Annotated in this window: 21 protein-coding genes and 1 pseudogene; 5 read left to right on the forward strand and 17 right to left on the reverse strand. The window is 62.5% G+C overall.

The genetic code is table 11. From position 1 onward, the window contains the following. Positions 1–38: 38 nt before the first annotated feature. A complete protein-coding gene (gene ligD, locus CKW35_RS05515) occupies positions 39–2,540 on the reverse strand; it encodes a DNA ligase D (RefSeq protein WP_095115380.1) in 2,502 nt (833 codons plus the stop codon). 127 nt (positions 2,541–2,667) lie between these two features. Here ligD and CKW35_RS05520 point away from each other — a divergent pair, with 127 nt between their 5' ends. Next, positions 2,668–3,132, forward strand: coding sequence for a hypothetical protein (locus CKW35_RS05520; RefSeq protein WP_016487172.1), 465 nt, complete (start codon positions 2,668–2,670; stop codon positions 3,130–3,132). A 225-nt stretch (positions 3,133–3,357) separates the two neighbouring features. Here the strand turns inward: CKW35_RS05520 and CKW35_RS05525 are convergent, their stop codons facing one another. From CKW35_RS05525 to CKW35_RS05545, 5 genes are read right to left on the reverse strand one after another with little or no spacing between them, the layout of a single operon-like run. Further along, positions 3,358–3,774, reverse strand: a complete 417-nt coding sequence (locus CKW35_RS05525; RefSeq protein ID WP_095115382.1) for a hypothetical protein — start codon at positions 3,772–3,774, stop codon at positions 3,358–3,360. Positions 3,775–3,802: 28 nt separating this feature from the next. Continuing rightward, positions 3,803–4,756 (reverse strand): lysylphosphatidylglycerol synthase domain-containing protein, encoded by a 954-nt coding sequence (locus tag CKW35_RS05530; protein ID WP_023048028.1) that lies wholly within the window; start codon positions 4,754–4,756, stop codon positions 3,803–3,805. Beyond that, the gene (gene clsB, locus CKW35_RS05535) at positions 4,756–5,958 is read right to left on the reverse strand and encodes a cardiolipin synthase ClsB (protein WP_016487169.1); all 1,203 of its coding nucleotides are present in this window, start codon (positions 5,956–5,958) and stop codon (positions 4,756–4,758) included. The genes CKW35_RS05530 and clsB overlap by 1 nt, the downstream gene beginning before the upstream one ends. After that, positions 5,955–6,740, reverse strand: coding sequence for an endonuclease/exonuclease/phosphatase family protein (locus tag CKW35_RS05540; protein ID WP_016487168.1), 786 nt, complete (start codon positions 6,738–6,740; stop codon positions 5,955–5,957). The genes clsB and CKW35_RS05540 overlap by 4 nt, the downstream gene beginning before the upstream one ends. Next, entirely contained in the window at positions 6,737–7,654 is a 918-nt protein-coding gene (locus CKW35_RS05545) for a DUF72 domain-containing protein (protein ID WP_016487167.1), read from the reverse strand. Before CKW35_RS05545 ends, CKW35_RS05540 begins: the two co-directional genes overlap by 4 nt. 169 nt (positions 7,655–7,823) lie before the next feature. Here CKW35_RS05545 and CKW35_RS05550 point away from each other — a divergent pair, with 169 nt between their 5' ends. Beyond that, positions 7,824–8,387 (forward strand): ATP-dependent Clp protease proteolytic subunit, encoded by a 564-nt coding sequence (locus CKW35_RS05550; protein ID WP_256219675.1) that lies wholly within the window; start codon positions 7,824–7,826, stop codon positions 8,385–8,387. Between the two features lie 58 nt (positions 8,388–8,445). On the opposite strand, the gene CKW35_RS05555 is transcribed toward CKW35_RS05550, so the two are convergent. Then, positions 8,446–8,844: an NUDIX hydrolase gene (locus CKW35_RS05555; protein ID WP_016487165.1), complete on the reverse strand. Its 399-nt coding sequence runs from the start codon at positions 8,842–8,844 to the stop codon at positions 8,446–8,448. A 262-nt stretch (positions 8,845–9,106) separates the two neighbouring features. Here CKW35_RS05555 and CKW35_RS05565 point away from each other — a divergent pair, with 262 nt between their 5' ends. From CKW35_RS05565 to CKW35_RS05575, 3 genes are all read left to right on the forward strand, one after another. Beyond that, a complete protein-coding gene (locus tag CKW35_RS05565; RefSeq protein WP_016487164.1) occupies positions 9,107–9,316 on the forward strand; it encodes a general stress protein in 210 nt (69 codons plus the stop codon). Between the two features lie 103 nt (positions 9,317–9,419). Beyond that, complete coding sequence (locus tag CKW35_RS05570) at positions 9,420–10,628, forward strand: zinc-dependent alcohol dehydrogenase (protein ID WP_095115384.1); 1,209 nt, start codon at positions 9,420–9,422, stop codon at positions 10,626–10,628. Between the two features lie 98 nt (positions 10,629–10,726). Then, a complete protein-coding gene (locus CKW35_RS05575) occupies positions 10,727–10,996 on the forward strand; it encodes a DUF6555 family protein (RefSeq protein ID WP_016487162.1) in 270 nt (89 codons plus the stop codon). A 76-nt stretch (positions 10,997–11,072) separates the two neighbouring features. Here the strand turns inward: CKW35_RS05575 and CKW35_RS28250 are convergent, their stop codons facing one another. The 10 genes and pseudogenes from CKW35_RS28250 to paaA all read right to left on the reverse strand — a co-directional run bounded on the left by CKW35_RS28250 (position 11,073) and on the right by paaA (position 20,480). Beyond that, positions 11,073–11,243 (reverse strand): hypothetical protein, encoded by a 171-nt coding sequence (locus CKW35_RS28250; protein WP_016487161.1) that lies wholly within the window; start codon positions 11,241–11,243, stop codon positions 11,073–11,075. Positions 11,244–11,403: 160 nt separating this feature from the next. After that, positions 11,404–13,458, reverse strand: a complete 2,055-nt coding sequence (gene paaZ / locus CKW35_RS05580; RefSeq protein WP_095115386.1) for a phenylacetic acid degradation bifunctional protein PaaZ — start codon at positions 13,456–13,458, stop codon at positions 11,404–11,406. Between the two features lie 36 nt (positions 13,459–13,494). Beyond that, a complete protein-coding gene (locus CKW35_RS05585; RefSeq protein WP_016487159.1) occupies positions 13,495–14,727 on the reverse strand; it encodes an OprD family porin in 1,233 nt (410 codons plus the stop codon). A 39-nt stretch (positions 14,728–14,766) separates the two neighbouring features. Then, positions 14,767–16,335: pseudogene (locus tag CKW35_RS05590) on the reverse strand (cation acetate symporter); the annotation flags it as partial. After that, a complete protein-coding gene (locus CKW35_RS05595; protein WP_016487157.1) occupies positions 16,326–16,634 on the reverse strand; it encodes a DUF485 domain-containing protein in 309 nt (102 codons plus the stop codon). The gene CKW35_RS05595 and the pseudogene CKW35_RS05590, both read right to left, overlap by 10 nt. Positions 16,635–16,804: 170 nt before the next feature. Beyond that, positions 16,805–17,881, reverse strand: coding sequence for a 1,2-phenylacetyl-CoA epoxidase subunit PaaE (gene paaE, locus CKW35_RS05600; protein WP_060517776.1), 1,077 nt, complete (start codon positions 17,879–17,881; stop codon positions 16,805–16,807). Positions 17,882–17,896: 15 nt separating this feature from the next. Beyond that, on the reverse strand, positions 17,897–18,430 hold the full coding sequence (paaD, locus tag CKW35_RS05605; RefSeq protein WP_016487155.1) for a 1,2-phenylacetyl-CoA epoxidase subunit PaaD: 534 nt from the start codon (positions 18,428–18,430) through the stop codon (positions 17,897–17,899). Continuing rightward, complete coding sequence (gene paaC / locus CKW35_RS05610; protein ID WP_016487154.1) at positions 18,417–19,175, reverse strand: 1,2-phenylacetyl-CoA epoxidase subunit PaaC; 759 nt, start codon at positions 19,173–19,175, stop codon at positions 18,417–18,419. The genes paaD and paaC overlap by 14 nt, the downstream gene beginning before the upstream one ends. A gap of 8 nt (positions 19,176–19,183) precedes the next feature. Further along, positions 19,184–19,465 (reverse strand): 1,2-phenylacetyl-CoA epoxidase subunit PaaB, encoded by a 282-nt coding sequence (gene paaB / locus CKW35_RS05615; protein ID WP_004374528.1) that lies wholly within the window; start codon positions 19,463–19,465, stop codon positions 19,184–19,186. A gap of 25 nt (positions 19,466–19,490) precedes the next feature. Continuing rightward, complete coding sequence (gene paaA, locus CKW35_RS05620) at positions 19,491–20,480, reverse strand: 1,2-phenylacetyl-CoA epoxidase subunit PaaA (RefSeq protein WP_023048138.1); 990 nt, start codon at positions 20,478–20,480, stop codon at positions 19,491–19,493. Positions 20,481–20,549: the final 69 nt, after the last annotated feature.

Consider the following 20,549-nt stretch of genomic DNA (forward strand, 5'->3'; position numbering starts at 1 on the left):
TTGTGTCTCCAGGTTCATGTCCAATCGCCGTTGCCCCATCATTTCAGCCCCAGTTGCTTGCGCATGTGTGCGGTGATGGACTGGCGTACCTTGCCCATCTCCGCCCATGGGTCATCAACTTCTGCCAGCCGCTCGTGCAGGTTGGCAATGTTCCATTGGTTGGCAGCCTTGATGTGCGCCAGTTCCTCGCGCCAGATCGGTACCGACACAGGTAACCCCTCACGGGCACGCAAGGAGTAGGCACAGGCTGTGGTGGCGCCCTTGCCGTTGCGCAGATAGTCGATGAAGATCCGCCCCACGCGGTTTTTCGGCCCCGACACTGCACTGAGGCGATCCGGGAACAGCTTGGCCAGGTAATCGACGATGGCGTGGCTAAAGTCCTTGACCTCGTCCCAGCCCGACCGCCGGGTCAAGGGCACGACCAGGTGAATACCCTTGCCGCCACTGGTTTTCAGGAACACCTTCAGGCCCAGTTCGTCGAGCAGGGTGAGGGTGAGCTGGGTGGCCTCCAGCATGGCCTTCCAGGGCAGCGCGGGGTCGGGGTCCAGGTCAAGTACGAAGCGGTCCGGTTTGTCGAAGTCCTTGTCCGTGGCGTTCCAGGTGTGCAGTTCGAGCATGTTCATCTGCACAGCACCTAGTAGGGTGTCCGGGCGGTTGATGACCATCGCCGCCTGGCCGGCCTCGGCCTTTTCATAGCTGATGACGTTAGGTATGTGCAGCTGGCCTGCGTTTTTCTGGAAGAACAGCTCCCCGGCCAGGCCGTCCGGGGCGCGCACCAGCGCGACCGGGCGTTGCTTGAGCTGGGGCAGGATCCACTGGCTGACGCTGGCGTAATACTCGGCGACCTCGCGCTTGGTCACGCCGGTGGTGGCGTCGATCACCCGGTCGGGGTGGGTCAGGCGCAGTTCACCCAGGTTTTCAGGCGCCTTCGCCTGCTTGTTGCGTTTGGGCACGGTCTGGGTGGGCATGGCGCGCTCCAGGTCGATGGCGGTGGCCGCCTTGTCATCGCGCAGGCCATGGAACACCGAGTGGCGCACGATGCCGTCTCGGGTCATCTGGGCATAGGCGACTTCGGCCAACAATTGCGGTTGCAGCCAGTGCACACCGCGCGCTTCGGCACCGGTAGGCGGTTTGGCCAACGCTGGCTTGGTGATTTGCAGGGGTTTGAGCCGAGCATGGATGCTGGCCAGGGTCGCCGTGCTGAAGCCGGTGCCAACCTTGCCGGCGTAGCGCAACTGACCGCTGTCGTCGTCATGCAGGGCCAGCAACAGGGCCCCGAAGCCGCTGCGGCTACCTTTGGGGTCGGTATAACCGACGACCACGAACTCCTGGCGTTGCTTGCACTTGAGCTTGACCCAGTCCGGGGTGCGACGGCCGCTGTACGGGCTGTCGGCACGCTTGCCGATCAAACCCTCCAGCTCAAGCCGGCAGGCGCTGTCGAGCAAAGATTGCACGGGCTCGTCGAAGTCGGCAGAGAACTTGAGTACACCGGACTCATCGCGCTCAAGCAGTTGGCGCAAGGTGTCGCGCCGGCCCTGCAGCGCTACCTGGCGCAGGTCCTGGCCACCGAGGAACGGAAGGTCGAACAGGTAGTAGGTAATGGCTTCATCGTGCTCGGTGTCGAAGGCGTTCTGCAACGCCTGGAAATCGGCTGCGCCATTTTCGTCAGCCACCACCATTTCACCATCGAGCCAGGCTGCATCGAGGCCCAGCTCGCGCAGTGCGGCGATCTGGCGGGGCATCTTGCTGCTCCAGTCATGGCCGTTGCGGGTGAACAGGCGGATGTCATCACCCTCGATACGGGCCAGAATCCGGTAACCGTCGAATTTGACCTCGTAGCGCCAGTCCCCGCTGGGGGGCGAGTCGACCAAGGTTGCCAGCTGCGGACTCAGCTGTGCAGGCAGGGGCACCTTCGGGCCTTTGACGGTGCGCTTGCGGCTGGCGCGCGGTGCGGCGGCTTTTTTCGCAGCGGCTTTGCGCGGTACCAGGGTGCGGTCGCTAAGCACGCTATCGGGCTGAGCCTGCACGACGCTGTAGTCGGCCTCGCTGCGAGCCTGGTCGTCGTGTGATTTCACCAGCATCCATTGCTCTTTCTTGCCATCCAGGCGGGTGCGAAACAGGTTCCACACACCGCTGAGCTTTTCGCCTTGCAGGCGGAAACGCAGCTTGCCTTTGGCGTAGGCTTCATGCGCATCGCCTTCGGGCTCCCATACACCGCGATCCCAGACAATCACATCACCTGCACCATAGTGGCCTTCGGGGATATGCCCCTCGAAGTCGGCGTAATCCAGCGGGTGGTCCTCGACGTGCACGGCCAGGCGGCGCACTTTGGGGTCGAGCGACGGGCCTTTGGGGATCGCCCAGCTTTTCAGGGTGCCATCCAGCTCCAGGCGGAAGTCGTAGTGCAGGTGGCTGGCGTCATGTTTCTGGATGCAGAACTGCAGCGCCTGCACCCGCTTGCCACGGCTGCGCTTGCCGCTGGGCTCGGGCGTGGCATTGAAGTCGCGCTTGCGCGCATATTCCTGCAGGGGCTTGGCCATGGCGGTTTCCGGGCAGTTCGCAGTCTCTAAGGTGGGAGGCGCCGCGTAGGGTGGTAGTTCAAAAAACTCTGAATCTTCCACACGCAGGTGCAGTCGACTTAATGAAGCCACCTGACGGAGAACGCACATGGCACGCACAGATGAACCAAAGCCGTATACCCCTCCAGAGATCGACGACACCGAAGACCGCATGGGCAGCGTCCGTGAGCTGGACTTTGATGACCGCCTTGACGAACGTGAAGGGCGTGTGGGCGATGAGCGACCGGCCGATGAAGTCGCCCGGGAGTTTCCGCCTCGGCGCGTGGCCGAAAGCGGCATGACCGGCGGCGAGGCCCTGAGCGACAGCTTGCATGAGGACAATGTTACCTATGACGACTTGAGCCCGGACACGTTGCTGGATGAAACCGGTGCCCGTGACCCGCACGAACCGGGTGGTAGTGGCGGCCCGGCAGACCAGAGCCTGCGGCACGTGGACGCCGACGAGATCGGCGGTGGCATAGGCCTGGATGAGGCCGAACTGGCCCGATCAGCGCCGCTGGATGGTAAACCGTGGACTGATGACGTGATCGAAGACGAGGAGGGCAAGCCGTGAACGAACCCCGCTGTACCTGCGCGCACTGTGCCTGCACCTTGGATACGCCGGTATGTGAGCTGTTCTAACTGGCGATTGCTCAGTCCTTCGGGCTTAGGCTGTGGGAGCGGGCTTGTCCCGCGAATTGGGGGCATGCGGTGCCTGGCACCGGCTGTGCCGGTGTTCGCGGGACGAGCCCGCTCCCACAGAGCCCCTTTTTGTGGAAGCGGCGGTAGGCGTGGCGGGTTAGTGGGTTTGCCAGATGCCGTTGTTTCGTTCGCAATCGGTGCGGGCCTGGCCGAGGCTGGGGGTGTCGTAATAATAGGTGATCACCCGCGCATCTTTGGGCAACGCTGGTTTGTCCCCTCCTACGGATTTGGGGTTGGCCAGCGCTTCCTGAGTCAAAGGCGCGATGCAGCTGCCCACGCTGCCATCCGCACAGCGCGCTACCTTGCTCTTTTCGCTGTTGAGCATGTCCTTGCTCTCGTTGCTACACGACCAGTTGATCGCTTCGGCGGGCAGGTTGCTGTAGCTGTAGCAGGTGTGCCGCTCCACGGGTGTTACGGCATCGCTGGATGAGCGGGTCAGTACGTTGCAGCCCTCGGCCACGGCCTGGCCGCAGACCAGGCTGACAACCATCAGCGTCAAGATCCATACACGCATTTGCCACCTCCAGGGCCAGCGGCCCTCGTCAGGTCTGGGCGGGCTTGTCGCCTTGGCGCATGGCCTTGGCGCGTTTTTCCAGGACCAGGTAGGTAACCACTGCCAGCAGCAGTGGAATCAGGTAGTACAGTGTGCGATACCCGAGCAAGGCAGCCACAAGCGTGCCTTGGGCCATCTGCCCGTGCAGCAAGGCCAGAAACACTGCCTCAAGTACGCCCAGCCCCGCAGGGATATGCGCAACCACGCCAGCCACGCAACTGATCAGCAGGATGCCGAGAATGGACGGGTAAAAAGCCTCGCCCGGCAGCAACCAGAAGATCAGCAGCGCCATCAGCGCCCAGTTGCTGGCACCCAGCGCAACCTGGCACAGTGCCAAACGCAGCGACGGTAGCGTCACTTCGTGGTTGCGCCAGGACCACGTGCGCTTGGTTGCAAAACCACAGGCCAGCAGGTACCCACCCGCGATCGCCAACAGCAGCAAGCCGATCAGGCGCAGACCTGTAGCGCCCACCGCCCAGCTGCTGGGCAGCTCCACAAAGCCGAGGGCGAATACGGTACCGGCCAGCAGCATGTAGCCCATCCAGTTGGTCAACAGGCCCAAGGTGAGGATGCGCGTAATGGTCGGAGTATCCAGGCCCAGGCGGCCATATAACCGGTAGCGCAATGCAACGCCGCCTACCCAGGTAGTGAAGTTGAGATTGAAGGCGTAGCACACGAAGGCGACTGGCAGCACCTGCCGGGCGGGCAACTGGTGGCCGGTGTAGGCCCTTGCCAGCAGGTCGTAACTGGCAAATGTCAGGTAGCTGCACAGCGCCAGCGCAAGGCCGATGGCCAGGGTGCCGGGCTTGTAGGCCAGCAACGACTGGCGCACTTCGTTCCAGTCCAGATTGCGTGCCAGCATAAACAGCAGAACAGGTATGAGGATGAGGAACGCCAGCGTGAACAGGCGTTTCACCCAGGTTTGCCAGCCTTTGCGCGCCATCAGGTATTGCCCTCGTGCAGGTTACCCTGAGCCTCGACTTCCGGCTGCACCGAGCGCAAACGCTGGCGGTGTGCCGGGAACCAGCCAGCAATGCGCGGAAAATGGCGGATCACGTGGAAGCACACGAAGATCAGCGGTGCCCGCCACCAGTAACCGCGAATCATGCGCTCCAGGGTGACCGGCTTGCATTGCTCGCTGGCCAGGGCCTGTAGATGCTGGTTCAGTTGCTGGTTGAAGGCTCGATCACGGATGAAAAGATTGGCCTCCAGGTTGAATGACAGGCTCAACGGATCAAGGTTGCTGGAGCCAACGGTGGACCACTCATCGTCAACCAGTGCAACCTTGCCGTGCAGAGGCCGCTGGCAGTATTCGTGGATGGCCACGCCGTCGCGCAGCAGATAGTTGTACAGCAGCCTCGAAAGTGCACGGACCCAGCGCATGTCAGGCTGGCCCTGCAGAATCAAGCGCACATCCACGCCACGCCGGGCGGCGTTGCGCAGCTCCCGCATCAATCGATAACCCGGGAAGAAATACGCGTTGGCAACCACGATGCGCTGCTTTGCACCACGAAAAGCCTGCAGGTAGTGGGTTTCGATATCGGTACTGCGCAGCCCGTTGTCGCGTTCGACCAGCACGGCGCTGCTGGCCCCGGCCGGCTCGGTTACCGGGCGTACCGCGCTGGGTGGCTGCAGCACCGGCGACATCAGGCGCTTGCTGGCAGCATGCACCTGCGCTACCACCGGGCCGGTGACCTCCACCGCATAATCCTGCTTGGCCATGGCACCAAAGTCGCCAAGATGATCGGCGCTGTAGTTGATACCGCCGATAAATGCCCGCTCACCGTCGACTACCACGATCTTGCGGTGCAGGCGCCGGAACAGGTTGGTGCGCATGCCCACCAGCCGGGGCTGTGGGTCGAAAGCGTGAAAGCTCACGCCGGCATCGGTCATGGCCGAAATGAATTCGGTGGGCAGGTCGGCAGTGCCGTAGCCATCCACCGCTACCTCCACCCGCACACCGCGCTGGGCAGCGTCGATCAGCACCTGTTGTAACTGCTGGCCGACCTTGTCGTCGAAGATGATGAAGGTTTCCAGCAGAATTTCTTCCCGCGCCTGGGCCATGGCCTCGAATACGCGGGGATAGTATTGCTCGCCATTGATCAGCAACTGCACGCTGTTGCCGTCCACCCAAGGTCGATTCACAGGTTGATCTCCGCAGCCAATGGGGCGTGGTCGGACAGGTGCGACCACGGGTATGTCGAGAGCACTTGGGCAGTGCCGGGCATGGCGTTGCGCAAATAGATGCGGTCCAGCCGCAACAACGGCAGGCGCGCGGGGAAACTGCGCGCCGGGGTGCCGAAGTGCTCGCCGAAAGCCTCTATCAGGTGTTCGCACAGCACGGCATCTGCTTTCAGGCGCCAGTCGTTGAAATCGCCGGCGATAATGACCGGCGCTTCAGGCGGCAGACTGGCCAGCAGGTCGAGCATCAGCTTCACCTGGCGCTGCCGGTGGGCTTCGCGCAGGCCCAGGTGCACGCACACCGCATGCACCTGGTCGTGGCCTGGCACGTCCAGCTGGCAGTGCAGCAGGCCGCGCTGCTCATTGCCCTGTACTGACACATCGAGGTTGTTGAAGTGAGTAATGGGGAATTTCGACAGCAGCGCGTTACCGTGATCGCCATGCGGGTATACGGCATTGCGCCCGTAGGCGAACTGCGGCCACATGCTGTCGGCAAGAAACTCGTACTGCGGCATTTCTGGCCAGGCCGCATGGCGCAGGGCATGCTGCTGGTGGCTGCCGTGCACCTCCTGGAGAAACACCAGGTCGGCGCCCGTGGCACGCACGGCCTCGCGCAATTCCGGCAGGATGAAGCGCCGATTGAAGAAGGTGAAGCCCTTGTGCACGTTCAGTGTCAGCACATTGAGCCGGCGTACCGCAGTGACCTTGTCGATGATGCTGCGTGGGGCGGGCAGGGTCTTGTTCACAAGGCCACCTCCGGCAGGACGCCAGGCTCGGTCATGAGCTCATGGTCCAGCGACAGCTTCTGCAGCAGGCGTCGCGCATCGTAGGGGGCGTGAACCTTCTGGTCGTTGTCGAAATAGCAGTAGACATCGCGGGTCGCCCGACGCGGCGGCGAGCCCTGGACGACCAATTGCGCATCCTCAGCCTGGCTACCCTGGCTCCAGCGCTGGATGCGCTGCTTCCAGCGCCTCAGTGCGTTGGCCGTATACCCACTGCTGTAGAGCTCGACATCGCCATGCAGGCGCATGTACACAAAGTCGGCGGTAACGTCTTCCACATACGGCCATTTGCCGGCGCTGTCGGCAACTACCAAAGCGACCCGGTGCTTGCGCAACAGCTTGATGAAGGTCTCACAGAGGAAACTCTCGTTACGGATCTCCACGGCATGACGCAACCGTGCATTGCCGTGTATGCCCAAGCTGCCGTTGCCCTGCAAGCGTGCCGCGCAGTGTTTGGCACATTCACGAGCCGCTTTATGGTTACGCGGCAGCAGTTCGAGAAACCGGGCAAAACGCTCTTCATCGAACTTCATGTTCGGTGGAAATTGCCACAGGATCGGGCCAAGCTTCTTGCCCAGCAACAGTGGGCCTGAGGCGAAAAAGTTCGCCACCGGTTCTTCGATGTCCCTAAGCCGCCGTACGTGCGTGATATACCGCGGCCCCTTCACCGCGAACACGAAGTCGTCCGGCGTCTCGTCACGCCAGCCCTGGTAACGTTCAGGCGTTTGCAGGCTGTAGAACGAGCCATTGATTTCGATGCTGTTCACCGCCCGCGAAGCGAAGGCCAGTTCGTCGTCCTGCCTCAGCCCCTTGGGGTAAAAGTCCTTGCGCCAGGGGCCATAGCGCCACCCGGAGATACCGATGCGGATATCGCTCACGCTGCCGTCCTCATTGCCGGTTCTATTTCGGTCGCTCCAAAGTGCGACCGATAAAGACAGGCCAGGGTTCAGCACGTTTGACCAACGGGAAAGGCTCATACCAGGTTGAACTTTGCGGCGCTTGGCGTTTCCACCGGATACCCGCTTCGTGGAAGGGTGTCAGGATAAAATCGAGGCAAGCATGGCCAGACATATCATCCATTTCACCGGGCCGATCAACTCGTCGACCTGTGGCAACCTGATCAACACCTGTTCGCGGGCGCTGCAACAGGGCGCCGGTATCCTGCAACTGAACATCGCTACCATGGGCGGCGAGTGCAGTTATGGCTTCACCCTGTACAACTTCCTGCGGGCGTTACCGGTCGAGGTGCATACCCACAACCTGGGCACGGTGGAGTCCATGGGCAATATCCTGTTCCTGGCAGGGGAACGGCGCACGGCGTGCAGTTTCAGCAAGTTCCTGTTCCACCCGTTTCACTGGACCTTGCACGGTTCGGTGGATCATTCGCGCATGGCTGAGTACGCCATGAGCCTGGATTATGATTTGAAGTTGTATGCGCAGATTGTCGCCGAACGAACCCAGGGGGCAACGGAGGTACTGGACGTGCCGCGGTACCTGATGGCCTATCCGCGGATTCTGGGGCCACGTGAGGCGCTGGATAACGGGATGATTCATGCCATCGACGAAATGCCAATCGAGGCGCAGTCGGTTCAGTGGAGTGTGCATGCCTAGGGTGTGGCTGTGCGTGCCTCTTCACAGTTGCGCGAAGGCACGCACCGAGTAACCGGGCTTACCGAACTGACGCGGCGGTGGCTCTGTCACAGGCCAGCAGCGAGCGGATCAGCAACTTGATCTCACCCTTGAGCCCAGGCGCCTGGTCCAGATGGGCAAAGCGGCAGTCGGTAATTTCATGCTGCGCCTTGGGCTGCGGCGCGTCGGCAAACTCTGCTTCGAACACGTAATGCATACGCGCGGGGGCCTCGTGACGCATCAGCAAGGTCAGTGACGCTGCCTGCAGCCCGGTTTCTTCCAGCAACTCACGCTCTGCAGCTTGCGCTGGCGTCTCGCCAGGCTCGATCTTGCCGCCGGGGAGGGTCCAGGCACCGTTGGATTTTCGCACCCATAACCATTTTTGTGTTTGCTTGCCGTGCCGGCAGATGATGGTGGCGCGATCCTTGTTCAGCTTCATTCATGCTCCTTGGTGATGCGCTTATTGCATGAAGATATGGCCGTTGGCGGCAATAAACGTTGCGTTTAACCCGACGAACGGTCAAAGCACGTAACGTGCCACCAGGGCTTTCGCCCGCCACGCAAACATTTTGCTGGCGTAAGATTTGTGCCACTGGTCAGTTGCCAGCAAAAGCATTGAGCAGAGCCGGGCAACAGTGGCTCGGAAACTAGGCATGGCACAGATTCGTGTCACCAGCCTATCCATCGCAAGGAGAACCCACATGGCGCAGGATCAAGAGCGGACAAGCCAGCGCGGCGGCACCAAGGAAACCAACCCGGGCAATTTCGCCAATGACCGGGAGCGTGCTTCGCGCGCGGGCCACAAGGGGGGGCAGGCATCTGGCGGCAATTTCGCCAACGACCGACAGCGTGCATCGGAAGCTGGCCGCAAGGGTGGCCAGAACAGCCACGGCGGGGGGCGCAACCCGTGAGGGGAACCGCTCGCTGAATGCCCAGGAACACATGTGGTGCCCGGCAGCGATTTCGGGTTTGCGAATCCGGAATCGCGCCATGACTTCGTCAGGAGAAACGAGCATGCGCGCATTGACCTATCACGGCGCAGGGGATGTCCGCGTCGACACCGTTGCAGAGCCCGGTCTGCAGGAAGACGACGATATCCTGCTGCGGGTAACGGCCACAGCCATTTGCGGCTCCGACCTGCACCTGTACCGGGGCAAGATCCCCATGGTCGAGCAAGGCGATATTCTTGGCCACGAATTCATGGGCATCGTCGAAGAGGTGGGCAGCGCGGTAACCGCTGTGCGCCCGGGTGACCGGGTAGTGATCCCGTTTGTCATCGCCTGCGGTGACTGCTTTTTTTGCCAACACGACTTGTATGCCGCCTGCGAAACGACCAACACGGGGCGAGGCGCACTGCTGAACAAGAAGACCATACCGTCTGGCGCAGCGCTGTTCGGCTACAGCCACCTGTATGGCGGCATACCTGGCGGGCAGGCCGATTATGTGCGGGTGCCCAAGGGCAATGTAGGGCCGTTCAAGGTACCGGGGCACCTGGCTGACGATCAGGTATTGTTTCTCTCGGACATTCTCCCTACAGCCTGGCAGGCAGTGCTCAATGCCGAAGTTGGCCAGGGTTCGTCACTGGCAATCTATGGCGCCGGCCCGGTCGGGCTGCTGTCTGCTGCTTGCGCACGCATGCTGGGGGTGGAGCAGATCTTCATGGTCGATGAATGTGCCTACCGGCTGGATTATGCTCATCAGGCCTACGGAGTGATTCCTGTCAATTTTGCCTATGATGATGACCCAGCCGATAGCATCGTGCGCCATACCGCCGGCATGCGTGGTGTGGATGCGGTAATCGATGCGGTGGGTTTCGAAGCCAAGGGCAGCACAACGGAAACGGTGCTCACCGCGCTTAAGCTCGAAGGCAGTAGCGGCAAGGCCCTGCGCCAGAGTATCGCGGCCGTGCGCAGGGGTGGGGTGGTCAGTGTGCCGGGGGTGTATGCGGGGTTTATCCATGGTTTTCTGTTTGGCGACGCCTTCGACAAGGGCCTGACCTTTCGCATGGGGCAGACCCATGTGCAACGCTACCTGCCTGAGTTGCTGGCGCATATCGAAGCAGGCCGGCTGGACCCGCAGGCCATCGTCACCCACCGCATGGCGCTGGAAGATGCCCCGCGTGCCTACGAACTGTTCAATGGACAGCAGGATCAGTGTCGCAAGGTGATTCTGGTGACCGGTGCGGCCCCGGACCCACGCGGTCAGGGTGCCGCAGTGCGCTGAAACGGCCGCTTGTGCCGAATGTTCGACAAAATTTTGAATCTTCTGGCCATGGCCCGATCAATCAGGGTGTCATCCATGGAGAAGAGGAGGCCCCTGCGATGCCTAGCCCACAGCTGTACATCATCGATTACCAACTGCATGGCCAACCGCGCAGTTTCATCATTCGCCTGGAACGCCTGGACAATGCCGAGGCCTGGCATTGGGCAAGTTGCGATGCGGGTATCGGCATTATTCCCAAGTTCGGGCGTGAGAAGATCAAGAAGATCAGCCGGCCGATGGCCGAGCGTTACGGGATTACCGGCGTAAGCTGGCGGATTTCGGGGAGCAAGCCGAGCCAGTCGGTGGGAGACCCGGCGGCGATGGTGTAATACCACCTCAGCCTGACACATAACCATGCTGCAACGGGGTCCCCGGCTGCAGCATGGTGCCTGGATAAACCCTTTGTCAGGCGCCGGACTCGGGGTCACTGGCCGGTACGCCGGGGCGATTTTCCTCGTCGTCAGTCACATTGGGGTCGGCATCCGGGTCATCCACTTGGTCATTGCGGCGATCCGGCTCAAGCTCCGGCCAGTCATCCTGCACATTGCCACCACCCATCCGCAGTAAGTAATCCATCGCGCAATCCTCGTCTGTGATCCTCATGGTTAGGAGCGAAAGACCTGTCTTAAAAGTCATCTGGATAGCGGCAGTCGCTGACCAACGGTGGCACCGTGTCGGGACACTTGTGCGGGCCCTTTCGAGGTTTACCCGCGAAGGGGCCCGCAAGGTGAACACATCACGCCGGCTGTTTCAACACCAGGGTCAGAATGTCATAGCTGGCCACCAGCTCACCCAGCTGGTTGGTTACCTCCACATCCCACGCCACCACCCCTTGCGGCTGGCCCAGCGGGCTGGTTTTGCCCTGGTCGATCTTGCGCTTGCAGGTCAGCCGTGCCTGGATGGTATCGCCAATGCCCACCGGGTTGATGAAGCGCAGCGTATCCAGGCCATAGTTGGCCAACACCGGCCCGGCACCGGGCGACACGAACAGCCCGGCCGCCGCCGAGAGGACGAAGTAGCCGTGGGCGATACGTTTACCGAACTGCGATTCTTTGGCCGCGATTTCGTCGAAGTGCATGTAGAAATGGTCCCCCGACAGGCAGCCGAAGTTGACCAGGTCGGCTTCGGTCACGGTGCGGCGGTGGGTGAGCAACGACTCGCCGATGCGCAACTGCTCGAAGTATCGGCGGAACGGGTGCACTTCGGTCTCGATCACTTCGCCACCGCGCACGTATTCGCCGGTGACCGCCGTGAGCATGCTCGGCGAACCTTGTACTGCGGCGCGTTGCAGGTAGTGCTTGACCGCGCGCAAGCCACCCAGTTCTTCACCGCCGCCGGCCCGGCCCGGCCCGCCGTGCTTGAGTTGTGGCAACGGCGAGCCGTGGCCGGTGGATTCCTTGGCGGCCTCGCTATCGAGCACCAGCAGGCGGCCATGCCAGGCAGCCGCCACCGGTATGGCCTTGGCCGCAATACTGCGGTCGGCGGTGACCAAGGTCGCCACCAGGCTGCCTTTGCCTCGGGCGGCCAGTATCAAGGCTTCGTCAAGGTCGTGGTAGGCCATCAGTGTGTTGACCGGGCCGAACGCTTCGATATCGTGGGCGCCGCCGTCGGCGTGCGGGTCGCGGGCCTGTAGCAGGGTCGGGGCAAAGAATGCGCCCTCGGCCACGCCATCGCCACGCGGGGCGAAGCCGTCGCTGGCGCCGAACAGCTGGTCACAGCTTTGCAGCAGGCTGCGCACCCGCTCGGTCACGTCGTGCTGCTGGTCGTGGGAAGCCAGAGCCCCCATGCGTACGCCCTCCAGCGACGGGTCACCCACAACCACCTTGCTCAGCCGCTCGCGCAAGCGCGTGGCAACCGCATCAATGTGCTTGGCCGGCACGATGGCGCGGCGGATGGCGGTGCACTTCTGCCCGGCCTTGGTGGTCATTTCACGCACCACCTCCTTGATGTACAGGTCAAACTCTTCGCTGTCCGGGGTCACATCCGGGCCAAGAATGGCGCAGTTCAGCGAGTCGGCTTCGGCGGTGAACGGTACCGAATTGCGCACCAGGTTCGGCGTGACGCGCAATTTTGCGGCGGTATCGGCTGACCCGGTGAAGGTCACCACGTCCTGGCCTTGAAGGCGGTCGAGCAGGTCGCCGGTGCTGCCAATCACCAGTTGCAAGCTGCCCTCCGGCAGCAGGCCGGAGGCGTTCATCAGGCGGACGACGGCTTCGGTCAGGTAGCTGGTGGAAGTCGCCGGTTTGACGATGCACGGCATGCCCGCCAGGAACGTCGGGGCGAACTTCTCCAGCATGCCCCAGATAGGGAAGTTGAAGGCGTTGATGTGCACCGCCACGCCTGCGCGCGGCACCAGGATGTGGCTGCCGGCGAAATGACCTTGCTTGCCCAGCGCGATAGCCGGGCCCTCGTGCACCAGGTTGCCCGACGGCAGCTCGCGGCTGCCGATGCCGGCATAGGAGAACAATGTGGCGTTGCCGCCTTCGATATCGATCCAGCTGTCGGCGCGGGTGGCGCCGCTATGGTGCGACAGGGCGTAAAGCTGTTCCTTGCGCTCGGCCAGGTACAGGGCCAGCGCTTTCAGGCGTGCAGCACGCTGCTGGAAGTCCATGGCCATGAGGCTGGCCAGGCCACGCGCACGGGCGAAGTCCACGGCTTCGGCGAAGTCCGGGCGCTCTTCGTGGCTGTAGGCAAGTACGTGGCCATCAAGGGCGCTGCGCAGGGCTTGCGCGCCGTGCTGGCCGAGCCAGCGGCCGGCGATGAAGCTTTGCAGGGTAGGGGCGGCAGACATGCTGTTCTCCATACTGTTCGAATGTAGTGGGCGCTGTTACCACAGCGCCAAGGTGTAGCCGATGATCAGGCGGTTTTCGTCCACGGCGTTGGTCAGGCCATTGCCGGACCGGAAGGTGACGTTGCGCCAGCGCAGGCTGACGTCCTTGAACGGGCCGCTCTGGATGACGTAGGTGATGTCGGTGTCGCGTTCACGCTCGCGGCCATTGCTGACAGTGGCGGTTTCGGCGTGGCGGCCGTCGGTGTAGCGCGTCATGAAACTCAGGCCGGGGATGCCCATCGCTACAAAGTCGTAGTCATAGCGCACTTGCCAGGAGTCCAGCCCGGCGCGGGTGAAGGTGTTGTAGGTCACCAGGTTGACGGTAAACGGGTCGCCGCCGTTGACGAACGGGAAGGCACTGTCGCCGGACATCTGTTGCCAGGTCGCCGTGAACTTGTGTGCCCGCACGCCGAGGGTGAACATGGCGTTGAAGTTGCGGTTGTCGATGTTGCCAGCACGTTCGGCGCCGTCGTTGCGGCTGTCGAAGTAGCGCAGGTCGCTGCGCAGGCTCACGCCTTCGCTCAAGGGGCGGGTGTCGATCAGGCCGACGAACTGCTGGCGGTAGATGTCCTCGAGCTTGGCGTAGTAGTAGCTGACGCTGGTTTGCGGGGTGATGGCGTAGCTGCCACCGCCAAAGTCCAGGTGGTCACTGCTGGCAGCGCCATAGCCGATGTCGTCGCGGCCCGAGGAGTCACGCAGGTTGGCCTTGGTCAGGCGGCCGGCGTTGACGGTAAGGCCATCGAGATCCTGGCTGGTCAGCAGGCCGCCCTGGAAGGTGGACGCCAGCAGGCGGGTGTCGTTGTATACCACCACCGGCAGGATCGGTTGCAGCGTGCCCAGGCGCAGGGTGCTTTTGGACACGCGGATTTTGCCGGTCAGGCCCAGTTCGCTGTAATCATCAACCGGTTCGTGGCTGTTCGGGCCGAAGGGCAGCAGCCCGGTATTGCGGCGGTCGCGGCTGGAGTCGAGCTTGATACCCAGCTGGCCCATGGCGTCAACGCCAAAGCCGACCGGGCCCTCGGTGAAGCCGGACTCCAGCTTGGCGGTAAAGCCCTGGCCCCATTCTTCTGCCTTGGCCTGTGGTGCGTTGCTTTGGCGGAAGTCGCGGTTGATGTAATGGTTGCGCAGCTCCAGGCGTGCGTGGCTGTCGCCGATAAAGTCTGCCAGCGCCGGCAATGGCAAGGCGAGCGTGGCCAGCCAGGCAGCTGACATGATGTGCGTGCGGTTCATTGTTGTTGTTTTACCCGACATGGTGGTTCTTCCTTGAAGTCAGTGCTTGCTGGCGCCAGCGGCGCCGATACCGGTCATGGAGCGGATGAACTGGGCCAGGTAGCGGCCACGCTCCTCACTGGCACGTTCGGAGCTGTCGGTGACCGAGAACGCCCAGGCACTCAGGAACGCCAGGCTCATGGAGAACAAGGCCGGGTTGCTGTAAGGGAACAGCGCTTTATCGTGATGCAGCACGTTGACCCACACTGCCGGGCCCAGTACCACCAGCAGCACCGCCGAGGCCAGGCCGGCCATGCTGCCGCACACTGCGCCGCGGGTGGTCAGGCCTTTCCAGAACATCGAAAGCAGCAGCACCGGGAAGTTGACGGAGGCAGCCACCGCCAGCACCAGGCCGGAGAGGAAGGCGATGTTCTGCGACTCGAACATCAGGCCGAGCATGACCGCCAGCAGGCCGATCAGCAGGGTGGCGACACGCGATACGCGCATTTCCTCCTGCTCGGTGGCCTTGCCTTGGCGGATCACGCAGGCATACAGGTCGTGGGATACCGCCGATGCGCCGGACAGCGCAAGGCCGGCGACCACGGCAAGGATGGTGGCGAAGGCCACAGCAGAGATGAAGCCAAGGAACAAATTGCCACCGACAGCCTGGGCCAGGTGCACGGCGATCATGTTGCCGCCGCCAATGATTGCACCGGTGGCGTCGCGGTAGGACGGCTCGGTGCCGACCATGACGATGGCGCCAAAGCCGATGACGATCAGCAGCAGGTAGAAGTAACCGATGAAACCGGTGGCATAGAACACGCTCTTGCGTGCTTCCTTGGCATCACTGACGGTGAAGAAGCGCATCAGGATATGCGGCAGGCCGGCGGTGCCGAACATCATGCCCAAGCCCAGGGAAATGGCATCCACCGGATTGGACAGCAGGCCACCCGGGGCCATGATCGCCTGGCCCTTGGCATGCACGGCCACCGCGCTGGCGAACATGGCTTCGGTGCTGAAGCCGAAGTGCTTGAGCACCATGAACGCCATGAAGCTGGTGCCCGACAGCAGCATCACTGCCTTGATAATCTGCACCCAGGTGGTAGCGAGCATGCCGCCGAACGTTACATAAGCGACCATCAGCACACCGACCAGCATCACCGCATACAGGTAGCTGATGCCGAACAGCAGCTCGATCAGCTTGCCGGCACCGACCATCTGTGCCACCAGGTACATCAGTGCCACGACCAGGGTGCCGAACGCCGAGGTCAGGCGTACCGGGGTTTGTGCCAGGCGGTAGCTGACCACGTCGGCAAAGGTGTACTTGCCCAGGTTGCGCAGCCGTTCGGCGATCAGGAACAGAATGATCGGCCAGCCGGCCAGCACGCCCAGGGCGTACAACAGGCCGTCATAGCCGTTCAGGAACATCATCGCGGAGATGCCCAGGAAGGAGGCGGCGCTGATCATGTCGCCTGCGATCGCCAGGCCGTTCTGCATGCCAGTCAGGCCCCCGCCGGCGGTATAGAAGTCGCTGGCCGAGCGGGTGCGCAAAGCCGCCCAGCGGGTGATCAGCAAGGTGAAGCAGACGAACACCATGAACATCGAAATGGCTGTCCAGTTCATTGTGCGCACTCCTGCTTGACCTTTTCATTGAGCGGGTCGAGCACATTGTTGGCGCGGTGCACATAGATGCCGGTCAGGGCAAAGGACAGCAGCACCATCAGCACACCCACCAGCATGCCGACGGTGGTCACACCGCCGCTGAGCGACTGGCCAAGGGTGCTGGGCGAAAACGCCACCAGCAGGACGAAGCCGTAGTAGATCACCAGCATGGCCAAGGTCAGGCTGCCGTTGAGGCGGCGTTTGCGCTGCACCAGGTGCTGGAAGTCGGGGTGGTTGGCGATGCTTTCTATGCGTTCGGGTGTCATGGCAAGCGATCTCTTGGTTTTGTAATTGTTTTGTTGAGGTCACGCGGGTGTTGCGGTATTGCAAAAGGGCCTCTTCGCGGGCATGCCCGCTCCCACAGGGAGGGTGTTACCCTCAGCCCTTGTGCGGTGCTTGTGGGAGCGGGCGCGCCCGCGAAGCAGGCGGCGCGGTCTTAAAGCTGGTCGAAGTCGAGCACCACCTTGTCGCTCACCGGGTAGGTCTGGCACGACAGCACGTACCCGGCTGCCACTTCGTAGTCTTCCAGGGCATGGTTGCTGTCCATTTCCACTTCCCCCTCGACCACCCGGCATTTGCAGGTCGAGCACACACCGGCCTTGCACGAGTAGGGCAGCTCGGCGCCGATGGCATTGCCGGCGTCCAGCACGTTCTGGGTGTTGCGTGGCAAGTCGAAGGTAAGGGCGCGGCCGTCGCTGATCACGGTGATGTGGCTGAGCGCCGAATCCACCTGGCGCGCTGCTTCACGGGCCTCGCGACGGGTCTCGTTACCGGCGGCGGCGAACAGCTCGAAATGAATGCGCTCTTTGTCCAGGCCATTGGCCTGCAGGCTGTCACGTACGGTTTCGGTCATTGCCTGAGGCCCGCAGATGAAAGCCGCGTCCAGGCCTGGAACGTCCAGCCAGCGGGAGAACAGTTGGCCGCACTTGTCGGCGTCAATGCGGCCGTTGTACAGGTCAACATCCTGTTGCTCGCGGCTGAACACAAAAATCAGGTTCAGGCGGTCGAGGTACCGATTTTTCAGGTCTTCGAGCTTGTCGCGGAACAGCGCGCCAGAGCTGGAACGGTTGCCGTACAGCAAGGTGAAGCGGCTGTGCGGCTCACTGTCGAGGGTGGTGCCGATGATCGACAGGATCGGAGTAATGCCACTGCCGGCCGCGACGGCCAGGTAATTGCCCTGACGGGCAGGGTCCAGCGGCACGAAGAAGCTGCCCGATGGCGGCATCACGTCCAGTTGCTGGCCGGCCTTGAGCACTTCATTGGCAAACGCCGAGAAACGCCCGCCTGGCACGCGCTTGACAGCCACGCGCAGCTCGCCGTCCTGCACGGCGCTGCAAATAGAGTAAGAGCGGCGGACCTCTTCGTTGTCCAGTTGAGTACGCATGACCAGGTACTGGCCCTGGGTGAAACGGAACTGTGCCTGCAGGTGCTCGGGCACGTCGAAGGCAATCGAAACCGCATCACGGGTTTCGTTGCGCACTTGCTTGATGGTCAGGCTGTGAAACTGGCTCATGGCGTTCTCCACGGCTCAAATGCATTTGAAGTAATCGAACGGCTCCAGGCACTCGCGGCAGCGGTACAGCGCCTTGCAAGCGGTGGAGCCGAACTGGCTGAGCATTTCGGTGCGGTTACTGCCGCACTGCGGGCAGCACACCTGGGGGGCTTCACCGAGCAGGCTGCGCTTGCTGGCGCTGCCCTGCGGCGGGGCGATGCCGTAGGTGCGCAGGCGCTCGCGGCCCAGCTCGCTGATCCAGTCGGTGCTCCAGGCCGGGGTCAGCCGGCGCTCAAGGTCCGGCGCGGGGAAACCCGCCTGCTCCAGCGCCTGGCGGATATCGCCTTCGATCACCTCGGTCGCCGGGCAGCCGGAGTAGGTCGGTGTCACCACCAGGTGCAGGTGGCCGGCGCGCCAGTCGAGGTCGCGAACGATGCCCAGGTCGACCACACTCACCACGGGCACTTCCGGGTCCATGACCTGGCCCAGCACCTCCCAGGCCCGGGCCAGGTCCTCGCCGCGTGGCGCCCGCGCGCCACGGTCGCCGGCAATCAGCTCACCAGGTTGCATCGGGGTAAGCCCTTGGCAGGAACTGCATTTCGGCCAGTAGCAGGCCCAGGTGCTCGGTGTGCAGGCCTTTGCGGCTGTCCAGGTAGAAGTGACTGGCAGCCTTGGGCAGCGGCAGCTCGACCGACGCGAAGGTCTCGCTCACCTGTTTCAGCCAGGCAGCACCAGCGGTGTCGGGGTCGGCAGCGATACCTGCCTGGGCCAACTGCACCTCGTTATCGCTGGCGGCCGTCAGTTCGACGGTAAAGCGCCACAGTGCAGGAATGGCGGCAAGCATGCGCTGACGGCTCTCTTCTGTGCCGCCACCCAGGCGCTGTACCCACTCGCTGGAGCGGCGCAGGTGGTAGGTGACTTCCTTGAGTGCCTTGGCGGCGATACCGGCGATACGCTCATCGCTTGAGCCGGCCAGGCCCTGTAACACGGCAAAGTGCCAGGCGTCGTAGAGGAATTGCTTGGTCATGGTTACGGCAAAGTCACCGTTGGGTTGCTCGACCAGCAGCAGGTTGCGATAGGCCCGCTCGTCTCGGCGGAAGGCCAGGGCATCGGCGTCGCGGCCGTCGTCCAGCCGCTCGGCTGCGTATTCCAGCCAGTTGCGCGCCTGGCCGACCAGGTCCAGGCCAACGTTCATCAGGGCCAGTTCTTCTTCGATGGCCGGGGCGTGACCACACCATTCACAGAGGCGCTGGCCTTGTACCAGGGCGCTGTCGCCAAGCAGCAGCAGGTAGGGGATAAGGGATTCGTTGTGCATGGCCAACCTCACATGTGTCCGACTTCATCGGGCAGCTCGTAGAAGCTGGCATGGCGGTAGACCTTGTCGTCCGAAGGGGCGAACAGCGGGTCTTTCTCGTCAGGGGAGGAGGCGGTGATCAGCGCCGAAGGCACCACCCACAGGCTGACGCCCTCGCTGCGTCGGGTGTACAGCTCGCGGGCATTTTCGATGGCCATGGCGGCGTCGGCGGCATGCACGCTGCCGACATGCTTGTGGTTAAGGCCGTGCTTGCTGCGCACGAACACTTCGTAGAGGGTCCAGACAGACATTTTCGATCTCCGCATCAATCGCCGCTCAGGCGGCGTTCTTGTTCTGTTGCTTGCGCGCGTAGGCCACGGCGGCCTCGCGAACCCAGGCGCCGCCCTCGATGGCCTGGCGGCGGGTGGCGACACGTTCCTGGTTGCACGGGCCGTTGCCCTTGATCACTTCGTAAAATTCGTCCCACTGAATTTCGCCGAAGTCGTAGTGACCGCGCTCGGCGTTCCACTTCAGTTCAGGGTCGGGGGCCGTGCAGCCGAGCAGTTCGAGCTGCGGCACGGTCTGGTCAATGAAACGCTGGCGCAGTTCATCGTTGGTCTGGCGCTTGATCTTCCAGGCCATGGACTGAGCGCTGTTTGGAGAATGTTCGTCGCTGGGGCCGAACATCATCAGCGATGGCCACCACAGGCGATTGATTGCGTCCTGGACCATGTCGCGCTGTGCCTGGGTGCCGTGACGCATCATGGTCAGGAGCATTTCGTAGCCCTGGCGCTGATGGAAGCTCTCTTCCTTGCAGATACGGATCATCGCGCGGGAGTAGGGGCCATAGGAGGTGCGCTGCAGTACCACCTGGTTGACGATTGCAGCGCCATCGACCAGCCAGCCCACTGCGCCCATGTCGGCCCAGCTGAGGGTGGGGTAGTTGAAGATGCTCGAGTACTTGGCCTTGCCGCTGTGCAGCTTGGCGATTTCTTCGTCGCGGTCGGCGCCCAGGGTCTCCATGGCGCTGTACAGGTACAGGCCGTGGCCGGCTTCGTCCTGGATCTTGGCCATCAGTTGCAGCTTGCGCTTGAGGCTAGGCGCGCGGGTGACCCAGTTGCCTTCGGGCAACATGCCGACGATTTCCGAATGGGCATGTTGGGAGATCTGCCGGATCAGGGTCTGGCGGTAGGCCTCTGGCATCCAGTTCTTGGCTTCGATCTTGATTTCGGCGTCGATCTTTTCCTGGAAGTTGCGTTCCGCGGCGGACATTTCTTCCAGCGATTTGACGCGCTTGACTCCGGTTTCCACTAGCTGTGCGTACATGTGCGGCGACTCCTGCTAAGGCATGAGTCATTTGTAAGCGATACAAAACATAACGTCAAACAGTTTTAT

It is taken from the genome of Pseudomonas sp. Irchel 3F3 (assembly GCF_900187545.1).
Classification (GTDB): Bacteria; Pseudomonadota; Gammaproteobacteria; order Pseudomonadales; family Pseudomonadaceae; genus Aquipseudomonas; species Aquipseudomonas fortuita.

Excerpts from the sequence above, each read along its gene's own strand:
- CKW35_RS05565 (WP_016487164.1), top strand. The coding sequence starts at position 9,107 with ATGGCGCAGGATCAAGAGCGGACAAGCCAGCGCGGCGGCACCAAGGAA.
- CKW35_RS05525 (WP_095115382.1), bottom strand. The coding sequence starts at position 3,774 with ATGCGTGTATGGATCTTGACGCTGATGGTTGTCAGCCTGGTCTGCGGC.
- CKW35_RS05585 (WP_016487159.1), bottom strand. The coding sequence starts at position 14,727 with ATGAACCGCACGCACATCATGTCAGCTGCCTGGCTGGCCACGCTCGCC.
- paaA (WP_023048138.1), bottom strand. The coding sequence starts at position 20,480 with ATGTACGCACAGCTAGTGGAAACCGGAGTCAAGCGCGTCAAATCGCTG.
- CKW35_RS05595 (WP_016487157.1), bottom strand. The coding sequence starts at position 16,634 with ATGACACCCGAACGCATAGAAAGCATCGCCAACCACCCCGACTTCCAG.
- CKW35_RS28250 (WP_016487161.1), bottom strand. The coding sequence starts at position 11,243 with ATGGATTACTTACTGCGGATGGGTGGTGGCAATGTGCAGGATGACTGG.
- CKW35_RS05555 (WP_016487165.1), bottom strand. The coding sequence starts at position 8,844 with ATGAAGCTGAACAAGGATCGCGCCACCATCATCTGCCGGCACGGCAAG.
- paaD (WP_016487155.1), bottom strand. The coding sequence starts at position 18,430 with ATGCAACCTGGTGAGCTGATTGCCGGCGACCGTGGCGCGCGGGCGCCA.
- ligD (WP_095115380.1), bottom strand. The coding sequence starts at position 2,540 with ATGGCCAAGCCCCTGCAGGAATATGCGCGCAAGCGCGACTTCAATGCC.
- CKW35_RS05530 (WP_023048028.1), bottom strand. The coding sequence starts at position 4,756 with ATGGCGCGCAAAGGCTGGCAAACCTGGGTGAAACGCCTGTTCACGCTG.
- paaZ (WP_095115386.1), bottom strand. The coding sequence starts at position 13,458 with ATGTCTGCCGCCCCTACCCTGCAAAGCTTCATCGCCGGCCGCTGGCTC.
- paaB (WP_004374528.1), bottom strand. The coding sequence starts at position 19,465 with ATGTCTGTCTGGACCCTCTACGAAGTGTTCGTGCGCAGCAAGCACGGC.
- paaC (WP_016487154.1), bottom strand. The coding sequence starts at position 19,175 with ATGCACAACGAATCCCTTATCCCCTACCTGCTGCTGCTTGGCGACAGC.
- CKW35_RS05520 (WP_016487172.1), top strand. The coding sequence starts at position 2,668 with ATGGCACGCACAGATGAACCAAAGCCGTATACCCCTCCAGAGATCGAC.
- CKW35_RS05570 (WP_095115384.1), top strand. The coding sequence starts at position 9,420 with ATGCGCGCATTGACCTATCACGGCGCAGGGGATGTCCGCGTCGACACC.
- CKW35_RS05575 (WP_016487162.1), top strand. The coding sequence starts at position 10,727 with ATGCCTAGCCCACAGCTGTACATCATCGATTACCAACTGCATGGCCAA.
- paaE (WP_060517776.1), bottom strand. The coding sequence starts at position 17,881 with ATGAGCCAGTTTCACAGCCTGACCATCAAGCAAGTGCGCAACGAAACC.